We start from the raw sequence: 17630 nt of genomic DNA, 5'->3' as shown, positions 1-17630 counted from the left end.
CACGAAGAGGTCATCCGCGGCTTGGCCACCCGCGGCCGGGCACGGCTCTCCGGCAACTTCCGCGCAGCGGTCTTCGGCGCGAACGACGGCCTGGTCTCCAACCTGGCGCTGATCATGGGCATCGGTGCCACCGGCGTTTCAAGCGGGTTCATCCTGTTCAGCGGCTTCGCCGGCTTGCTGGCCGGCGCACTGTCCATGGGCGCGGGTGAATACGTGTCCGTCCGTTCCCAGCGCGAATTGCTCTCGGCAACCCGGCCCACCCAGATCACGCTGCAGGCGGCACCCGATCTGGACCTGAACGCCAACGAACTGGTGTTGGTGTACCGTGCCCGCGGGATGACGGCGGAGGCAGCAGAGCACCGCGCCGCCGAACGAATGGGCTACCTGGACTGCGACTGTGATCCGAGCCTGTCCCTGCAACCGCCGGAAACCTACGCGAATGACTACCAGGAGATCGGCACCGGCTGGAATGCCGCGCTGTCCAGTTTCCTTTTCTTCTCCTCGGGGGCGCTGATCCCGATCCTGCCGTACATCTTCGGACTGCAGGGCACCACAGCCGTGGTGGTTGCACTGGTACTGGTTGGCCTGGCGCTGCTGGTGACCGGTGGAATCGTGGGACTCCTCTCCGGCGCTTCACCGTTCAAGCGCGCCCTGCGGCAGCTGGCGATCGGTTTCGGCGCGGCGCTGGCCACCTACCTGCTGGGATCGTTGTTCGGCACCGGCGCAGCCTGATCCCCCTCCCCCGGCGGGCCGGTTCACCTGCTGGCCATCTGGCGGACATCTACCGTTTGTCTCACGGCTTGGTTACTGTGGGGCAAGCGGGGCAACGATGCTCCCGCTGTCCGCCAGGCAAGGGGGACCATGAGTTGGCCGCCGACCGACGGCCCGGGCGATGCGTCGGGCCTTGGCCGGGCCACGCCCAGATCCCGGACCGGGCGGGTGCCGCAATGGGCCTTGGCCGAGTCCGGCAGCGGCCCGAATCCCGACGCCGGAGCCGAGCAGCAGGAAGTCTGGGTCAATCCAACCGCGCGGCCTGGCCCGGTTGCGTGGCAGCAGCCTGCCCGCCCGCTGGCTCCGGCCGGGCAGGCTTCACTCACCCGGCCGGGACCGAAGCCGCGGGGTGGCCCGTCGCCGCTCGGCAAGCTGGTCCTACTCGCTGCGGTAGCGGGACTTGTGACATGGGCGTTCGTTTGGTTGGCCCAACCGAAGTTCGCGGCGGCGGTGCCATCCAGCGGTGCGGCTCACGGTGTCCCGTTCGACGGCGGATCAACGGCTGAGGGCTTGGGCCACGGCGGGTTTCCGCCGTCGGGCGTCGATATCGCGGCGGCGCCGCTGGGCGCTCCTGCGCCGCTGTACGAGGAAAGCAATTCGTACCGCTTCCTTGCTTCGCCAACCGCGGCACAGGACTACATCGCCTACGATCCATGCCGCCCGATCCGGTATGTAGTCCGCACGGCGGCGTCCCCGGCGGGCAGCACGGAACTGATCCACCAAGCGGTGCAGCGCGTCTCCGATGCCACCGGCCTGCAGTTCATTTATGAAGGAACCACCACGGAGCAGCCCACCGAGAAGCGCCCGTCCTACCAACCGGACCGCTACGGCGAGCGCTGGGCTCCGGTGCTGATTGCTTGGTCCGATCCCGACCACAGCCCCGCCCTCGCCGGACCGACCATCGGCCTAGGTGGCAGCGGCTGGGCCTCGCGGGGCGGGGTTTCCGCCTACGTTTCCGGCCAGATCGAACTGGACACTCCGCAATTCCGCCAACTGCTCGGTGCGCCCGCGGGCAAGGACGCCGCCCGGGCCATCATCATGCACGAGCTGGGCCATCTGATCGGCCTGGACCACGTCGATGACCCCAACCAGCTAATGTACGCTCAGGCCTCGCACGACATTCTGGAATTTGCCGACGGCGATCTCTCGGGCCTGTCGTTGCTGGGCCAGGGCGAGTGCGTTCCCGAGTTGTAGGAGCTTCGAGCAGGCACCACCGCCAGAACGGCAGGACGCTGCTCCCGGCTTATCCATCGGGAAGAACGAGCGTGCGTGCCACCGCCTCCGGAGCGGCGGCGACACGCGGCAGGACGGATGCTAGCGGCGTCCGGCTTCGGATCCGCGCAGGTCCGTGTTCGCTGGATGGTTGCCCTCGGTCTCGGCGGTGATCATCACGTTCCCCTCCGAAATTGCCTCCGGCATGACATCGGGTTCCAGCGTGGTGGCCAGCGGCTTTTCCACCACGAACAGGCAGAGCACGGTGGCGGCCAGCGCCAGCGGGACCATATAGAGGAACAGCGGCATCAGGGCTTCGTTGTAGGACGCGACGATGACGTCATGCACAGGTGCCGGCAGGTGCTCCACCATGTCCGGGGTCAGCGAGTTGCCGCCGCCGGTGGCGGCGACCGCTGCGCTCGGCAGCCGGTCGGTCAGGAGGTCAACCAGGCGGTGGGCGAACAGACTGCCCACGACGGCCGAACCGAGCGTGGCGCCGATCTGGCGGAAGAAGTTGTTGGCCGCCGTCGCCGTGCCTACCTGCCGCAGCGGGAAGGAGTTCTGCACAATCAGCACTAGGATCTGCATGTTCAAGCCCAAGCCGAGACCGAGCAAGCCCAGATATACGCAGAGCACCCAGACGCCAGTATCCGCGTGCACAAAGCTCATCAGCAGCAAGGCGACGGCCACGATGGCGGAGCCCGCCACCGGCATCCACTTGTAGCGACCGGTCTTGGACACCAGGACGCCGGAGATCATTGATGATGCCAGCAGCGCAGCCATCATCGGAATCATCAGCAGGCCAGCCGCGGTCGCTGATACCCCGGTTGCCATCTGGAAGTAGGTGGGCATGTAGCCGAGCGCGCCGAACATGGCCACGGAGACAAACAGGCCCGCGATAGTGGTCATGATGAAATTGCGGTCGCGGAACATGGACATCGGGATGATGGGCTCGGAGGTTTTCCGCTCCACCAGCACAAACCCGACGGCGGCCAGCACGGTTCCGGCGATCAGCCCGATGATCATCGGATCCGACCAGGCGTAGGTACTGCCGCCCCAACTGCTGACCAGGACCAGTCCGGTAGTGGCAGCTGCCATCAGCAGCATGCCCCAGAAATCCAGCTTTGGGCGCGCCGTGACCGGCCGCGACTTGAGGAAGAACAGCGCGCCCACCAGTGCCAAGGCGCCCACGGGCAGATTGATCCAGAAAGCCCAACGCCAGCCCGGCCCCTCGGTGAACCAGCCACCCAGCAACGGGCCCACCACGGAGGAAAAAGCGAAGACGCCACCCATCGCACCCATGTATTTGCCGCGTTCCCGCGCCGGAACCACGTCCGCGATGATGGCCTGCGACAGGATCATCAGCCCGCCGCCGCCAAGGCCCTGCACGACGCGGGACACAATCAGCCAGCCCATGTCCGGTGCCAGGGCACCAATCACCGAACCGATCAAGAACACGATGATGGCGCCGACCAGCAGATACTTGCGCCCGATTTGGTCACCCAACTTGCCGTAGATGGGCATCATGATGGTGGCAGCCAGAATGTAGGCGGTGATCACCCAGAGCATCAGGTTGGCGCCGTTCAGTTCACCCACAATGGTGGGCAAGGCGGTTGCCAGGATGGTCTGGTTCAGGGCGGCCAGCAACATGGCCATCATCAGCGCGACGAACACCAGCAGCAGGTTGCCATGGCTGTGGCCATGCTGACCCGGCTGGGACGGTGCGGATGCCGCGGGTCGCTGTTGCGCCTGCAGGCTCTCTTTCTTCATTCGGATTCCTTCAGGACTGCACGCAGCAGGGTCAAGCTATGCTCGAGCGCCTCGGTCTGCGATTCCAGGGTGGGTTGGGACATGGTTTTTTGCATAGCAAAGCGAAGTGCAGTGCCCGCCGTCATCACGAGCAGGCGGGCGGTGTCTTCGGCGGTGTACTGCCCGCCGACAGGGTGCGCGGCCAGAATCCGCTCAGCGTCGGCTAGCCGGTCCGAACCGGCGAGCAGTTCAGAGACTGCCGTGGTGACCAACTGCTCCACTTTGACCACGTACTGGACGCGGCGGTGCAGCAGGTGCGGGTACTTGTGCAGGATTTGGTGGCGGATCGCGTCGTCGCCGCCTTGGATGGACCGGGTCACCGCCAGCATCAGCTTGCCTACTTCATCCAGCAGGTTCGCGTGGACGTCGAATGCCTCAAGCATCGCATCGTCCAGCACCGGCTCCTGAAGGCCGAGCACTGCATCTTCCTTGCAAGGGAAGTAGTTGAAAAATGTGCGCGGGGAAACCCCCGCGGCGCCGGCGACCCCATCAACCGTGACGCTTTCAATGCCGTCTTCCAGCGCGACCTCGGCCGCGGCCTCATGCAGTGCGGCCCAGCACTCAGCGCGCTTACGCTCGCGCAGGGAACTTAGTTGACTCACCGAACCAGTGTGCCAGCGTGCAAATACATTCACAAGTGCAAACTTGCACTCCTGCAAAAACTTAGACCAACATCACACCCGCTGAAGCCGGTGGAGAGATAACGCGGAGCCGATCAACGGGGTGGTCAGAGTGCACAAGGCGGAATCACAGTGCGAGGAACAAACGGCGTGCCTCACGAGAGACGAAAGTGTTTCAGGGGATGGGCAGGTTCCATAAGCGCGCATCGCCGAATCAAGAACCAGCGTGCCTCAGAGGGTTGGGTGGCTTTCATAAGCATGCATCGCCGAGCGAGGAACGAGCGAGGAAGGTCAGGGCGGCAGGGTCTCTGCGCGGCGACGGAGTCGACACGAAAGGGCCCGCCCTGACCGCTAAGTGCGTTGAAAGCTACCCAACCCAACCACGACTACCGCAACACAACCGTCCGGTTCCCGTGCAAAATCACTCGTCCCTCACAGTGCCACTTGACCGCATTCGTCAGCGCCTTGCACTCCGTGTCCCGGCCCGCAGCCACCAAATCCTCAGGCCCGAACGTGTGGTCGACCTCCACCGTCTGCTGGGCGATGATCGGGCCCTCGTCGAGCTCGGCGTTGACGTAGTGGGCGGTGGCGCCGACGGTTTTGACGCCCTTTTCATACGCCTGGTGGTAGGGTTTGGCGCCCTTGAAGCTCGGCAGGAACGAATGGTGGATGTTGATGGTGCGTCCGGTCAGTTCCCGGCTGAGGTGGTCGCTGAGCACCTGCATGTAGCGTGCCAGCACCACCAGCTCCACATCGTGCGCCTCGATCAGCTTCAGCAGTTCGGCTTCGGCGGCAGGTTTTGTTTCCGGTGTGACCGGCACATGGTGGTAAGGAATGTTGTGCCACTCCACCAGTCCCCTGTGGTCCAAGTGGTTGGAGACGACGGCCACGATCTCCACCGGCAGCTCCCCCATCCGCGAGCGGAAGAGCAGATCGTTCAGGCAGTGCCCAAACTTGGACACCATCACCAGCACCCGCCGCTTACGGCCCTTCGGCTCCAGCTGCCAGGCCATCCCGTACTGCTCGGCGAGCGGCGCGAATGCTTCGCGCAACTCGTCGGTGGAGGTGCTGCCGTTCTGTCCGGCGAAGTCCGTGCGCATGAAGAAGTGCCCGGCCCGCCGGTCGTCGAACTGATTGAGCTCTTGGATGGTTTGTCCGTGCTCCACCAAGAAGCCGGAGACGGCATGCACTAAGCCCAGCCGCTCCGGGCAGTCAAGTGTCAGGATGTGCTCATTGTGGTTCGGCATGATGTTCCTGTTCTCGTTCAGCATTCGACGACGTTCACGGCCAGTCCGCCGCGGGACGTCTCCTTGTACTTGGCCTTCATGTCCGCCCCGGTATCGCGCATGGTTTTGATCGCCATGTCCAACGACACCCGATGGTCGCCGTCGCCGGCCAGCGCCAACCGCGCAGCATTGATGGCCTTCACACTGGCGATTGCGTTTCGTTCGATGCACGGAATCTGCACCAGCCCGCCCACCGGATCGCAGGTGAGGCCCAGATTGTGCTCGATGCCCACCTCGGCGGCATTCTCCACCTGTTCCGGGGTCCCGCCCAGCACTGCACAGAGTGCACCTGCGGCCATTGAGCAGGCCGAACCGACCTCACCCTGGCAGCCGACCTCGGCCCCGGAAATCGAGGCGTTGGTCTTGAACAGGATGCCGATGGCGGCCGCAGTGAGCAGGAAGTCCACCACTGCGTCGTCGTCGGCGCCGGGCACGAACCGGGTGAAGTAGTGCAGCACCGCGGGCAGGATCCCGGCCGCGCCGTTGGTGGGCGCGGTGACAATGCGGCCACCGGAGGCGTTCTCCTCGTTGACCGCCAGCGCGTACAGGTTCACCCATTCCATTGCCCACAGCGGGTCCGCGTCCGGTGTGCCCTCTGCGACGCGGGCTGCCTCGGCGGCACGCAGCCTTCGCCGCAGTCCCGGAGCGCGACGGCGGACCAGCAGCGAGCCGGGCAGCCTCTCCTCAGTGCGGGTGCAGCCGTTTTCGACGCATTCCTGCATCACGGCCCAGATCCGCAGGAGCGCGGCCCGAAGCTCAGGCTCGCTCCGCCAGCTGAGCTCGTTGGCCAGCATCACCCCGGCGATGGACGTCCCGGCCTCGCGGCAGCGAGCCAAAAGTTCGGCGCCGCTGGTGAACGGATAAGGGATCCGTCCGCCGACCGCACCAAAATCAGTATCGGCGTCGTCGGTCGCGTCTGCAGCGGCCGCCCCGCCGGCTGCCTGGGCCTCGTCCGTGGCCGCTCGTTCGGCCTCCGCGGCCGGCACCACAAACCCGCCGCCCACCGAATAATAGGAGGATTCACGCAGCGGCGAGCCATCGGCGTCGTACGCGGTGAAGGTCATCCCATTCGGGTGGGCGGGCAGCGAGCGTCGGCGGTGCAGCACCACGTCCGCCGCCCGGTCGAACTCCACCGGCTGCGTGCCGGCCAACTGGAGTTTCCGGCCGGCGGCAGCTTCTTCCACTTGGGCGTCCGCAGCGTCCGGGTCCACGGATTCCGGGTCCTCGCCTTGCAGGCCCAAGATCACGGCCTTGTCCGATCCGTGGCCGATGCCGGTGGCACCGAGCGAGCCGAACAGCTCCGCCTTGACCCGGGCCACCGACTCCAGCAGCCCGTCATCGGCCAGCGACTCGGCGAACTGCCGGGCGGCCCGCATCGGACCCACCGTGTGCGACGACGACGGTCCGATGCCGATCGAGAACAGGTCCAGCGCGCTCAGTGCCATCTCAATCGACCTCGGGCGCAGCGAACTCCGTCATCGCGTCCAGCAGCCAGCGGGCGGTGAAGTCGGCGAACGATGCCCGCGGCATGATCCGGTAGACCGGGCCGCCGTGGCTCTCGGCGGTCTGCCAGAGCAGCACCGGCACCGTGGCCAGCTGCGTGCTGATCGCCGTGCCGGGACCAAAAACCCGGGGATGCAGGTCCGCATGGCAGCCCTTTTCCAGCACCCGTCGGGCCGACGGGCCGGATAGCTCCAGCGTGGTGCGGTTGGCCGAGAGGTCGACGACGGCACCCGGCTCACCGCCGAGCGCGGCCGTCAGATCCGCGGCCAGTGCCGAGCCCTCCGGCGCGACCAGCAGGTACTCGTCCGGCCCCAGCCAGAGCACCGCCGTGCCGTCCGGATCTCCGGTGACTTGGCCGACCTTGCCCGGCAACGGCGCTCCGGCGGCCGCTTCCAGGGCGGCGGCCGCAGCCGAGCCGGGCTCAGCGCGCAGGCCGACCATGGTCAGGAACGGCACTTCGCGCAGCGCCACGCCGCGCTCCCCCGCCACTTCGCCGCCTCGGATGGCTTCGGCCAGATGGGCTAGCGGGCTCCGCCGCAGGTGGACCGGCTCCCCCGTCCGCATCGACTTGTGTTCGGACTGTTCCATCAGCTGCTCAGCCATCTCGGCGGCTTCCTTCCGGGTCGAAGAGTACGGTGTCTGCCACGGTGACCTCCACCAGCTTGCCGTCCAGCGGAGCCAGCAGGGTCTCGCCGATACGGTCACGGCCGTTCTTGATCAGCGCCAGGCCGAAGGTGCGGCCCAGGGCGGCGCTGCGGTAGCTGGAGGTTACATGGCCCTCCATCGGCACCGGCGCCTCGGCTGGGGCGATCCGGGTGCCTTGCTTGACCAACTGCGAGCCTTCCGGCAGCAGCACGTTCTGGTCCACCGGGAGCACGCCGACCAGTTGCTTGCGGTCGGTGCGCAGGTTGTCGGCCCGGCTGTAGGAACGGTTGCCCACAAAGTCCTTGGCTTTGGAGACGATCCATTCCATCCCGGCGTCCTGCGGGGTCACGGTGCCGTCGGTGTCCTGGCCCACGATGATGAAGCCCTTTTCGGCGCGCAGCACGTGCATGGTTTCGGTGCCGTAGGGGGTGATGCCAAACTCGGCACCGGCCTCAGCTACTGCTTCCCAAACGGTCCAGCCGTACCAGGCATCCACGTTGATCTCGAAGGCGAGTTCGCCGGAGAACGAGATCCGGCAGATCCGTGCCGGGATTCCGTTGGCCAGCGTGACGTCGCGGAAGTCCATGAACGCGAAGGCCTCGTTGGAGACATCCAACTCGGGAGCCAGTTTCGCCACGACCGCCCGCGACTTCGGCCCGACCACGGCTACCGTGGCGAACTGCTCGGTGACTGAGGTGCAGACCACGTCCAGTTCCGGCCACTCGGTCTGCAGCCATTCTTCGAACCAGTCCAGTACCTTGGCCGCGCCGCTGGTGGTGGTGGTCAGCAGGAACCGGTCCTCGGCCAGGCGCATCACCGTGCCGTCGTCGAAGATCATCCCGTCCGGGGTGCACATCACGCCGTAGCGGCATTTGCCCACCTTCAACTTGGTGTAGCCGTTGGTGTATATGCGGTTCAGGAATTCGGCCGCATCCTTGCCGCGGACCTCGATCTTGCCCAGCGTGGTGGCGTCCATGAAACCCACCGAGGAGCGCACCGCTGCACATTCGCGCAGCACGGCGGTCTCCATGTCCTCGCCGGCCTTCGGGAAGAACCAGGGCCGCTTCCACTGGCCCACGTCCTCGAACTCCGCTCCGCTGGCCACGTGCCACTCGTGCATCGGGGTCAGCCGGGCCGGGTCGAACAGTTCACCGCGCTTGCGGCCGGCGAGCGCGGCGAAGGCCACCGGGGTGTAGGGCGCGCGGTAGGTGGTGGTGCCGATCGAGCCGATATCTCCGCTCTTGAGCGCATGCCCGATCACGCCGATCACGTTCACGCCGGAGGTCTTGCCCTGTTCGTCGCCGGTGGAGATGGAGGTGTAGCGCTTGACGTGCTCCACGCTGCGCATGCCGGCGCCGGTGGCCCGCAGCACGTCGGCCACGGTCTGGTCCCGGTGCAGGTCCACGAAATGGCTGCGCCAGTCCGGTTCGGCAGCGTCTTCCACCACGGCGGGCACCAGCCACAGCTGGCGGAATTCACCTGCTGCGGCCTTCCGGTCTTCCGCAGAGAGAACGACGTCGGTGCCCGGCTCAGCGTGAGGCGTCGCCTCGGCCCCGTGTGCCGGGAAGCCGGCAGCTTGCGTGGCGGCACGGCCCGCGGCCGCACCTTCCAGCACGCAGTGCTTGGTGTCAAAGGTGCCGTTCAGCGCACCGGCCACTTGCTGGCCTGCCACCGGAGCCACCGGCACAAACGCCGCAAGACTTTCGTCCCAGCGGGACTTGCCCTGGCGCTGGCTGTGCAGGTGGATGGTCGGAGTCCAGCCGCCGGAGACCGCCAACAGATCAGATTCGATCCGACGGGTAGCGCCGACGGGGGCACCGCCGTCGTCAATTGCGCTGATGGTGACCGCGGAGATCCGGCCGCCGTCACCGGCGCCCTCGGTGTCCACCACGGCGGAACCGGTGATCACCTCGACGCCGGACTCGCGGGCCGCCGCCGCCTTGGCGGACAGCTCGGCGCGGGCATCCACCACGGCGGAGACCGTGACGCCCGCGGCCTGCAGGTCCGCTACGACGTCGTAGACACTGTCGTTCGTGGTGAAGAAGACCGCTGCGCGGCCCGGGGCCACGGCGAAGCGGTTGACGTAGCTGCGTACCGCGCCGGCCAGCATGATGCCGGGCCGGTCGTTGTTGGCGAAGGTGAGCGGCCGCTCCAGGGCACCCGGCGCGAGTACGATCTGCTGCGCCCGTATGTGCCAGAGCCTGCTGCGAGAAACTCCTTCCGGAGCGTCGGCCAGATGGTCGGTGCGGCGCTGGCTGGCCAGCAGGTAGTTGGAGTCGTAGCTGCCGAACGCCACGGTCCGGCGCAACAGGGTGCAGTCCTCGGCCGCGGCGAGCTCGGCGAGCACGTCCGCGGTCCACTCTGCTGCCGGCTTGTCCTCGATCAGCTGGCCGGGTGCGGACAGCAGCGAGCCGCCGAATTCGGTGTCCTGCTCAATCAGGATCACCCGGCCGCCGCCGCGGACGGCTTCACGGGCGGCCGCCAGACCAGCCGGGCCGGAGCCGACGATCACCACGTCCGCGTGGACGTATTTCTTGTCGTAGCGGGCGGTGTCGTCGCGCGGATCCAGCGTGCCCAGCCCGGAGAGGTAGCGGGCCTGCAGTCCGTCACGCAGTTCCACGGTGGTGGCGGTCAGCATGGACTCGTCCACCGGGTTGGCCGGGCCGGAAGCGGACACATGGATCAGCGCGTTGGCCTCTTCCACGCCGGCACTCATGATGCCGCGCGGGCGATCCAGGTACATGGAGTTCCCGCAGCGGACCACGCCGTTGGCCAGCAACGCGCTGGCCACGGTGTCGCCGCGGTAGCCGGTGTAGGCAGTGCCGTCCACCGTGAAGCTCAGTTCGGCGCTGCGGTCCACGCGGCCGCCGTCGGCCAGGCGATGGGTCTGGGTGTTGCTCACTTCGCGGCTCCTTCCGGTGCGGTTGCGGTTGCCGGTGCGGTTGCGGGTTCTGGGGCGGCCGTTGCCGGGGCGGCGAGCGCGGCCAGGTCAGGCTGTGGTTCGCCGGTCTTGTACACGGCCTTGATTTCGTAGCTGACGGTGTCGCGGACGGCGTTGAACCAGCGCCGGCAACCGCCGGAGTGGGACCACCGCTCGGCGAAGAGGCCCTTGCGGTTCTCCCGGTAGAACAGGTACTGAGCCCATTCCCGGTCGCTCAGCGCGTGCGGGTCGGCGGGGTAGGCCACATGCGCCTGGCCGCCGTAGTGGTATTCGGTTTCATCGCGTGGCCCGCAGTAGGGGCATTCGATCAGGATCATCGAGGAAGTCCTTCCTAGTGGGCCACGGCAGCGGCGCCGTGCTCGTCGATCAGGTGGCCGGTTTCGAAGCGTTCGAGCGCGAACGGTGCGTTCAGCGGATGTGCTTCTCCGGTGGCGATGGTGTGGGCGAAGGTGTAGCCCGCGCCCGGGGTGCCCTTGAAGCCGCCGGTGCCCCAGCCGCAGTTCACGAACATGCCGTCCACCGGCGTCGGACCGATGATCGGCGAGGCATCCAGCGTGGTGTCCACGATGCCGCCCCAGGTCCGCAGCAGGTGTGCGCGGGCAAAGATCGGGAACAGCTCGACGGCCGCGGCCATCTGTTCTTCGATGACGTGGAAGGCGCCACGCTGGCCGTACCCGTTGTAGCTGTCGATGCCCGCGCCCATCACCAGTTCGCCCTTGTGCGCCTGCGAGACGTAGACGTGGACATGGTTGGACATCACCACGGTGGGGTGCACCGGCTCGAACAACTCGGAGACCAGGGCCTGCAGCGGATGCGACTGGATCGGCAGCCGGAAACCGGCCAGTTCCGCCAGCACCGAACTGTGCCCCGCGGCGGCGAGCCCCACCTTGTCGGTGAGGATGCGGCCGCGCGTGGTTTCGACGCCGGTCACGCGGTCGCCGTCCTTGAGGAAACCGGTGACCTCGCAGTTCTGGATGATGTCCACGCCCATCTCGTCGCACTTGCGGGCGAAGGCCCAGGCCACATGGTCGTGCTTGGCGATGCCGGCACGCGGCTGGTAGGTGGCGCCCATCACCGGGTAGCGGATGTTATCGCCGATGTTGACGATCGGGCAGACTTCCTTGACCTGCTCGGGGGTCAGCCATTCGGCGTCCACGCCGTTGAGCTTGTTGGCCTCCACCCGGCGGACGGATTCGCGGACGTCACCCAGCGTGTGCGCCAGGTTGAGCACGCCGCGCTGGCTAAACAGGAAGTCGTACTCCAGCTCCTCCGGCAGCTGTTCCCACAGCTTCAGCGAGTGCTCGTAGATGGCCGCGGACTCATCCCACAAATAGTTGGAGCGGATGATCGTGGTGTTCCGGGCCATGTTGCCGCCGGCCAGCCAGCCGCGTTCCAAGATCGCGATGTTGGTCATGCCGTGGTTCTTGGCCAGGAAGTAGGCCGTGGCCAGTCCGTGGCCGCCGCCGCCAACAATGACGGCGTCGTAGGAGGATTTCGGCTCCGGATTCCGCCAGAGGAAATCCGGGTGCTCGGGCAGCAGGTCGGCCATTATGCGGCTCCGTTCGGCTTGGCGTTCAGGTTGGGGTACAGCGGGAACTTCTCCGCCAGCACGGTGACACGGCTGCGCAGTTCGGCCAGCAGATCAGCGGCGGGTTCGCGGGTCAGCGCGGCGGCGATGATGTCGGCCACCTCGGTGAATTCGGCGGCACCGAAGCCACGGGTGGCCAGCGCCGGGGTGCCAATCCGCAGACCCGAGGAGACCATCGGCGGGCGCGGGTCGAAGGGTACGGCGTTGCGGTTTACCGTGATGCCGATGGAGTGCAGCCGGTCCTCGGCCTGCTGGCCGTCCAGGTCGGAGTGGCGCAGGTCCACCAGGACCAAGTGCACGTCGGTGCCGCCGCTGACCAGGCTGATGCCGGCGGCGGCCACGTCGTCAGCCAGCAGACGCTGGGCCAGCAGCTGCGAGCCTTCGAGCGTGCGGCGCTGCCGGTCGGCGAACTCGTCGGAGGCGGCGAACTTGAAGGCGACGGCCTTGGCCGCCACCACGTGCTCCAGCGGGCCGCCCTGCTGGCCGGGGAACACCGCGGAGTTGATCTTCTTTGCCAGCTCCTGCTTCGAGAGGATGACTCCCCCGCGCGGGCCGCCCAACGTCTTGTGCGTTGTGGTGGTGACGACATCGGCGTAGGGCACCGGGTTCGGGTGCAGTCCGGCGGCGACGAGCCCGGCGAAGTGCGCCATGTCCACCATCAGGTAGGCGCCGACCTTGTCCGCGATGCGACGGAAGGCGGCGAAATCGAGCTGCCGGGTGTAGGCGGACCAGCCGGCCACGATCAGCTTCGGTTCGTTTTCGACGGCGAGCCGCTCCACCTCTGCCATGTCGATCTGGTGGTCGGCCTCGGAGACTCCGTAGGAGACCACGTTGTAGAGCTTGCCGGAGAAGTTGATCTTCATCCCGTGGGTCAGGTGGCCGCCGTGCGCCAGGTCCAGGCCCAGGATGGTGTCGCCGGGCGTGAGCAGTGCGAACATGGCGGCCGCGTTGGCCTGGGCACCGGAGTGCGGCTGTACGTTGGCAGCCTCGGCACCGAAGAGTTCCTTCACCCGGTCGATGGCCAACTGCTCGACGACGTCTACGTGTTCGCAGCCGCCGTAGTAGCGACGGCCCGGATAGCCCTCGGCGTACTTGTTGGTCAGCACCGATCCTTGGGCTTCCATCACGGCCTGGGGCGCGAAGTTCTCCGACGCGATCATCTCCAGGGTGGACTGCTGGCGCTCCAGCTCGCGGCCAATGGCTGCGGCGACCTCCGGGTCCGCGGCTGCCAAAGTGGCGGAAAGGGTGTTCACCATCTGATAACTCCTTTGAAGAAACTGCTCGATCACAACTAATGTGTGACTGATATATCAGAACTGGTTGCAATAGTATGATGGACATCACAGCGAGTCAAGACTTTGATTCCAACCGTCATACACCGCACCGGCTGCACCATCAACGGCCAACTAACCAGCAAGGAGCACCATGAGCATCACCGCCGAAACCGATGCCGGCACCGAGTCCCTGTCGCTGGCGGAACAGGCCTACCGGGCCCTGCGGGACAAGCTGATCATGCTGGACATCCGGCCGGGCGCCCCGATCAACGACGGTATGCTGGCGGCGCAGCTCGGCTTCGGCCGCACTCCTGTGCGTGAAGCCCTGAAGAAACTGGAGATCGACCACTTGGTCATCTCCTATCCGCGCCGCGGCACCTTCGCCACGATCGTGGACATCACCGAACTGGCCGCGGTATCCGAACTGCGCCGCGTCTTGGAACCCCTCGCCGCCCGCAAGGCCGCGGAGTCCGCTGGTGAAGGCATGCGTGCGGAACTCTCGGAGCTGGCCCGGGACATCGAGAAGCTCGACGACGACCGGCCGGAAAAGCACGACTTGATGCGCTACGACCTCAGCGTGCACCGGGCCATCTACCGGGCCGCCGGCAACCCGCACCTGGAGGACACGCTGATCCGGCTGGACAACCTGGCCACGCGGATCTGGTGCCTGGTGCTGGACAAGGTGCCCTCCGTCGCCGGTCACATCACCGAGCACGTGCAACTGCTGGACTCAATCGTCGACGGCGATGCAGACCGCGCTGCCGAACTCGCCCTGGAACACATCGCCGGTTTCGAAAAAACCATCCGCGCCGTCTTGTAGCCGGCGCCGGGCTCGCTCGCGGGCTGGAGACGGCCTTCTTGACTGTGATGGCTATCACTGTATGCTGTGCTGCAACTGTGTTGCCGTAAATGCAACAACGCCTGTGGCACAGCCATACCCACCTGTTAGAGCCCATCTCAGCCGACCAACCCTGGTCGCCCACTGAAAGAGACGCTGGCATGTCCGTTCATGAGCAAGAAAAATCCAAAGGCGCCATTCCCCGTCGTCCTACCCGTGAAGACAGCGAAGTCGTCACGGTTGACCAGGCCGAGGCCCAAGCCGCCGACGGGAACCCACAAGAAAAGCCGCGCAAGGTCGAACTCCCCCGCTTTCGGGGGCGGCTGATCCCACCGCTAGACCGGGCGATCATCAAAATCCTGCCGCCCGTGCTGATCCTCGCCCTGATCATCGCTGTCACAGTGAATCCGAGCGGTGCGGCCGAGGTGATCAACCAGCTTCGAACCTTTGTTACTTCCGGATTCACCTGGCTCTTCATCCTTTATTCACTCATCGCCGTGGCTGTCTGTGTATGGCTATCCGTCAGCCGCGTCGGCAAGATCCGGCTCGGCGGCCCGAAGGCGAAGCCGGAGCACAGCAATTTCGCGTGGTACTCCATGCTCTTTGCCTGTGGCCAGGGCATCGGGCTCATCTTCTGGTCTGTGGCTCAGCCGATCATGATGCGCGAAGAAAGCCCTGTTGTTCCTGCCGCGGGCGGCGAAGGCGGCATGGTCTGGACGTACTTCCACTGGGGGCTCACCGCCTGGGCCATGTATTGCGTCGTCGCCGTCTGCCTGGCTTACTCGCATCACAACCTTGGCAAGACGCTGACCTTCCGTGAGGCGACGGTGGACATTCTGCCCAAGAAGGCGCAGCGCAGCGCCGGGGTAGTCGTTGAGCTGCTCGCCATCATGGCCACCGTGCTCGGCTTGGCGACCTCTTTCGGGTTCGCTGCCCTTCAGTTCACCTCCGGGCTGGCATCCTTCACCGGGCTGACCACCGGACCGGCTCTGTGGATCGCCGTCATCGTCGCGCTGGGCGGCCTGACCGCAGTCTCGGCTTTCCTCGGCGTCAACAAGGGCATGAAACGCATCAGCGAAACCAACTCCATCCTGAGCATTGTGCTGATGGTCGGTGTCTTCATCTTCGGCCCCACCGTGTTCATCATTTCGAACATGTCCCAGACTTTCGGTTCGTTCTTCTACAACTTCCTGCCGATGAGCTTCTGGACTGATGCGCCGACTTCGGCCGCCCCCTTGGAATCTTGGCAGGACAGCTGGAACGGCTGGTGGACGGTCTTTATCTGGTGTTGGGTCATCGCCTTCTCGCCGTTCGTCGCGGGATTCATCGCCCGTATTTCCCGGGGCCGCACGATTCGCGAATTTGTCATCGGCGTCACCGTCATCCCCTCACTCATCGTGATGGTCTGGGTCGGCATTCTCGGCTCGGCTGCGATCCACTATGACAACGAGTCCGAAGGCTCAATTTCGGCTGACGTCGCCGCGGACACCTCCAGTGGCTTGTTCTCCATGCTCAATGGGGTGCCTTTCATCGGCGGCCTCCTCCTGGTGGTCGCCACCATTCTGGTAGCGACCTACTACATCACCAGCCTCGATTCCGGGGCCTATGCCCTGGCGGAGTTCGTTTCGGCACCGAAAAAGTCAGGACCCTGGTTCCGGGTGGTTTTGGTCGCCAGCATCGCCTCGGTGGCGCTGATCTTGCTGTCCCTTGGTGGCACCGCCGTCGTCGACACAGTCCAAACCGGCACGATCATCGGCGGCTTCCCCTTCGCCTTCGTCATTCTCCTCATGATCGCCAACCTCATCCGGCGGCTGAGACTTCGGAATAAAGAAGTGAAACGCCTGGAGAAAGACATTAACGACCCGAACCATCGCCTCGAAGACGACTTCGTCGACGCGGATGGCCTACCCACGCGGCAGATCGACTAGCACCGCCGCCGTTCATGACGAGACGCGGCCCCCAAGGCCGCGCCTCGTTCGCACACCTTCAAGGAGGCATGAATTGAACCCTCAGCCACGGGCGGCCATAAATCCGCCCAGCGTCCACTTGTCCGAAATCGACGCTCACACCTTTGCGGCATGGCTCGATGCCGGCACCAATGGCGTAGTCCTTGTCCCCGTCGGAGCGTTGGAGCAGCATGGCCCCCATCTGCCCTTGGGCACGGACGCGTTACTGTCGACGTCTATCGCTGCCGCCGTTGCGGAAACAACCGGCGCACTGGTCGCACAACCCGTCACGTACGGCTACAAGTCGCAGCAAAAGTCCGGGGGCGGAAATCATCTGCCCGGCACCACAAGCCTTGACGCCGCCACGCTGATCGGGCTGACCCGATGCCTAACCACTTCGCTCTTCACGCAAGGGGCACGCCACGTCGTCTTCATTAATGGCCACTTCGAGAACTATCAGTTCCTGTACGAAGGGATCGATCTCGCATTGAACGACCTGGGCATCAGTTCCGGGGATGACCGAAGCGTTCTCCTGTTGTCCTACTGGGACTATGTTGCGAGCGAAACACTGGAAACGGTCTACCCGGAGGGATTCCCGGGCTGGGAGATCGAGCACGGCGGGGTGTTGGAAACCTCGCTGATGCTCCACTTGCAACCAGAGTTGGTGGATCTGGACCGAAGCGTAGACCATCCACCCGCCGCCCTGCCGAAGTTCGACCGTCTGCCGGTGATCCCGTCGCGGACCCCCGCGACCGGGTGCCTGTCCTCCCCCGCGGGCTCCGACGCAGACAAAGGCAAGCTCCTCTTCGACCAGGTCGTGGACACACTCGCCCAGGACATCGCCCGCGAGCTCAGGCTGAAGCGCTAAACGGCAGCTCGCAGTTCGCGCCGTGACCAGCCCTTGACGTGGGCCGCGTCACACGAGATAGTGAATGCAACAGCGTTGCACTCACTGCAACAATGCTTTCCCAGTCCTCCGTCATCACGAGCCGGTACGGAGGGCCCAGTTTTTTCCAGGCCTTGCCCTCGTCCCAGAAGGAGTCAAATATGTCCATCGCGGCTTCCACCCCGAATTCAGTTTCCGAACTTGAGCGTCTGAAGGTCCTGCACAACGGTGAAAAGCAGCAGCTGACCTTCTCCGATGCAGAGTTCGAACGCCGCCTGACCGGGCTGCGCGCCATCATGGCCGCCAAGGAG

The 17630-nt window shown here is 65.6% G+C and carries 14 protein-coding genes and 1 pseudogene; 6 read left to right on the top strand and 9 right to left on the bottom strand.

Annotated features, from left to right (window positions below; all coding sequences use genetic code 11):
* Both ACMX2H_RS17440 and ACMX2H_RS17435 read left to right on the top strand, forming a co-directional pair.
* On the top strand, positions 1-732 hold a 732-nt coding region (locus ACMX2H_RS17440; protein ID WP_414962329.1), incomplete at its 5' end, for a VIT1/CCC1 transporter family protein.
* A 129-nt stretch (positions 733-861) separates the two neighbouring features.
* Positions 862-1965: a matrixin family metalloprotease gene (locus ACMX2H_RS17435; protein ID WP_414962327.1), complete on the top strand. Its 1104-nt coding sequence runs from the start codon at positions 862-864 to the stop codon at positions 1963-1965.
* Between the two features lie 120 nt (positions 1966-2085).
* On the opposite strand, the gene ACMX2H_RS17430 is transcribed toward ACMX2H_RS17435, so the two are convergent.
* From ACMX2H_RS17430 to glyA, 9 genes are all read right to left on the bottom strand, one after another.
* The gene (locus ACMX2H_RS17430) at positions 2086-3753 is read right to left on the bottom strand and encodes an MDR family MFS transporter (protein ID WP_414962325.1); all 1668 of its coding nucleotides are present in this window, start codon (positions 3751-3753) and stop codon (positions 2086-2088) included.
* The gene (locus ACMX2H_RS17425) at positions 3750-4394 is read right to left on the bottom strand and encodes a TetR/AcrR family transcriptional regulator (RefSeq protein WP_414962324.1); all 645 of its coding nucleotides are present in this window, start codon (positions 4392-4394) and stop codon (positions 3750-3752) included. Before ACMX2H_RS17425 ends, ACMX2H_RS17430 begins: the two co-directional genes overlap by 4 nt.
* A 404-nt stretch (positions 4395-4798) precedes the next feature.
* Complete coding sequence (gene purU / locus ACMX2H_RS17420; RefSeq protein WP_414962322.1) at positions 4799-5659, bottom strand: formyltetrahydrofolate deformylase; 861 nt, start codon at positions 5657-5659, stop codon at positions 4799-4801.
* A gap of 17 nt (positions 5660-5676) precedes the next feature.
* The gene (locus ACMX2H_RS17415) at positions 5677-7143 is read right to left on the bottom strand and encodes an L-serine ammonia-lyase (RefSeq protein ID WP_414962320.1); all 1467 of its coding nucleotides are present in this window, start codon (positions 7141-7143) and stop codon (positions 5677-5679) included.
* Position 7144: 1 nt separating this feature from the next.
* Positions 7145-7789: a sarcosine oxidase subunit gamma gene (locus tag ACMX2H_RS17410; RefSeq protein ID WP_414962331.1), complete on the bottom strand. Its 645-nt coding sequence runs from the start codon at positions 7787-7789 to the stop codon at positions 7145-7147.
* Between the two features lie 7 nt (positions 7790-7796).
* Entirely contained in the window at positions 7797-10748 is a 2952-nt protein-coding gene (locus ACMX2H_RS17405; protein WP_414962318.1) for a sarcosine oxidase subunit alpha family protein, read from the bottom strand.
* On the bottom strand, positions 10745-11104 hold the full coding sequence (locus tag ACMX2H_RS17400; RefSeq protein ID WP_414962317.1) for a sarcosine oxidase subunit delta: 360 nt from the start codon (positions 11102-11104) through the stop codon (positions 10745-10747). The genes ACMX2H_RS17405 and ACMX2H_RS17400 overlap by 4 nt, the downstream gene beginning before the upstream one ends.
* Positions 11105-11118: 14 nt before the next feature.
* Complete coding sequence (locus ACMX2H_RS17395; protein ID WP_414962315.1) at positions 11119-12336, bottom strand: sarcosine oxidase subunit beta family protein; 1218 nt, start codon at positions 12334-12336, stop codon at positions 11119-11121.
* Positions 12336-13631 (bottom strand): serine hydroxymethyltransferase, encoded by a 1296-nt coding sequence (gene glyA, locus ACMX2H_RS17390; protein ID WP_414962313.1) that lies wholly within the window; start codon positions 13629-13631, stop codon positions 12336-12338. Before glyA ends, ACMX2H_RS17395 begins: the two co-directional genes overlap by 1 nt.
* Positions 13632-13800: 169 nt before the next feature.
* Here glyA and ACMX2H_RS17385 point away from each other — a divergent pair, with 169 nt between their 5' ends.
* From ACMX2H_RS17385 to ACMX2H_RS17370, 4 genes and pseudogenes are all read left to right on the top strand, one after another.
* Complete coding sequence (locus ACMX2H_RS17385) at positions 13801-14469, top strand: GntR family transcriptional regulator (RefSeq protein WP_414962311.1); 669 nt, start codon at positions 13801-13803, stop codon at positions 14467-14469.
* An 89-nt stretch (positions 14470-14558) separates the two neighbouring features.
* Positions 14559-16415: a BCCT family transporter gene (locus tag ACMX2H_RS17380; RefSeq protein WP_414962309.1), complete on the top strand. Its 1857-nt coding sequence runs from the start codon at positions 14559-14561 to the stop codon at positions 16413-16415.
* A gap of 73 nt (positions 16416-16488) precedes the next feature.
* Complete coding sequence (locus tag ACMX2H_RS17375) at positions 16489-17301, top strand: creatininase (RefSeq protein ID WP_414962307.1); 813 nt, start codon at positions 16489-16491, stop codon at positions 17299-17301.
* Between the two features lie 179 nt (positions 17302-17480).
* Positions 17481-17630: pseudogene (locus ACMX2H_RS17370) on the top strand (creatininase); the annotation flags it as partial.

The organism is Arthrobacter sulfonylureivorans, from assembly GCF_047607445.1.
GTDB lineage: Bacteria > Actinomycetota > Actinomycetes > Actinomycetales > Micrococcaceae > Crystallibacter > Crystallibacter sulfonylureivorans_A.
This window is presented reverse-complemented; position numbering and strand designations above follow the sequence as displayed.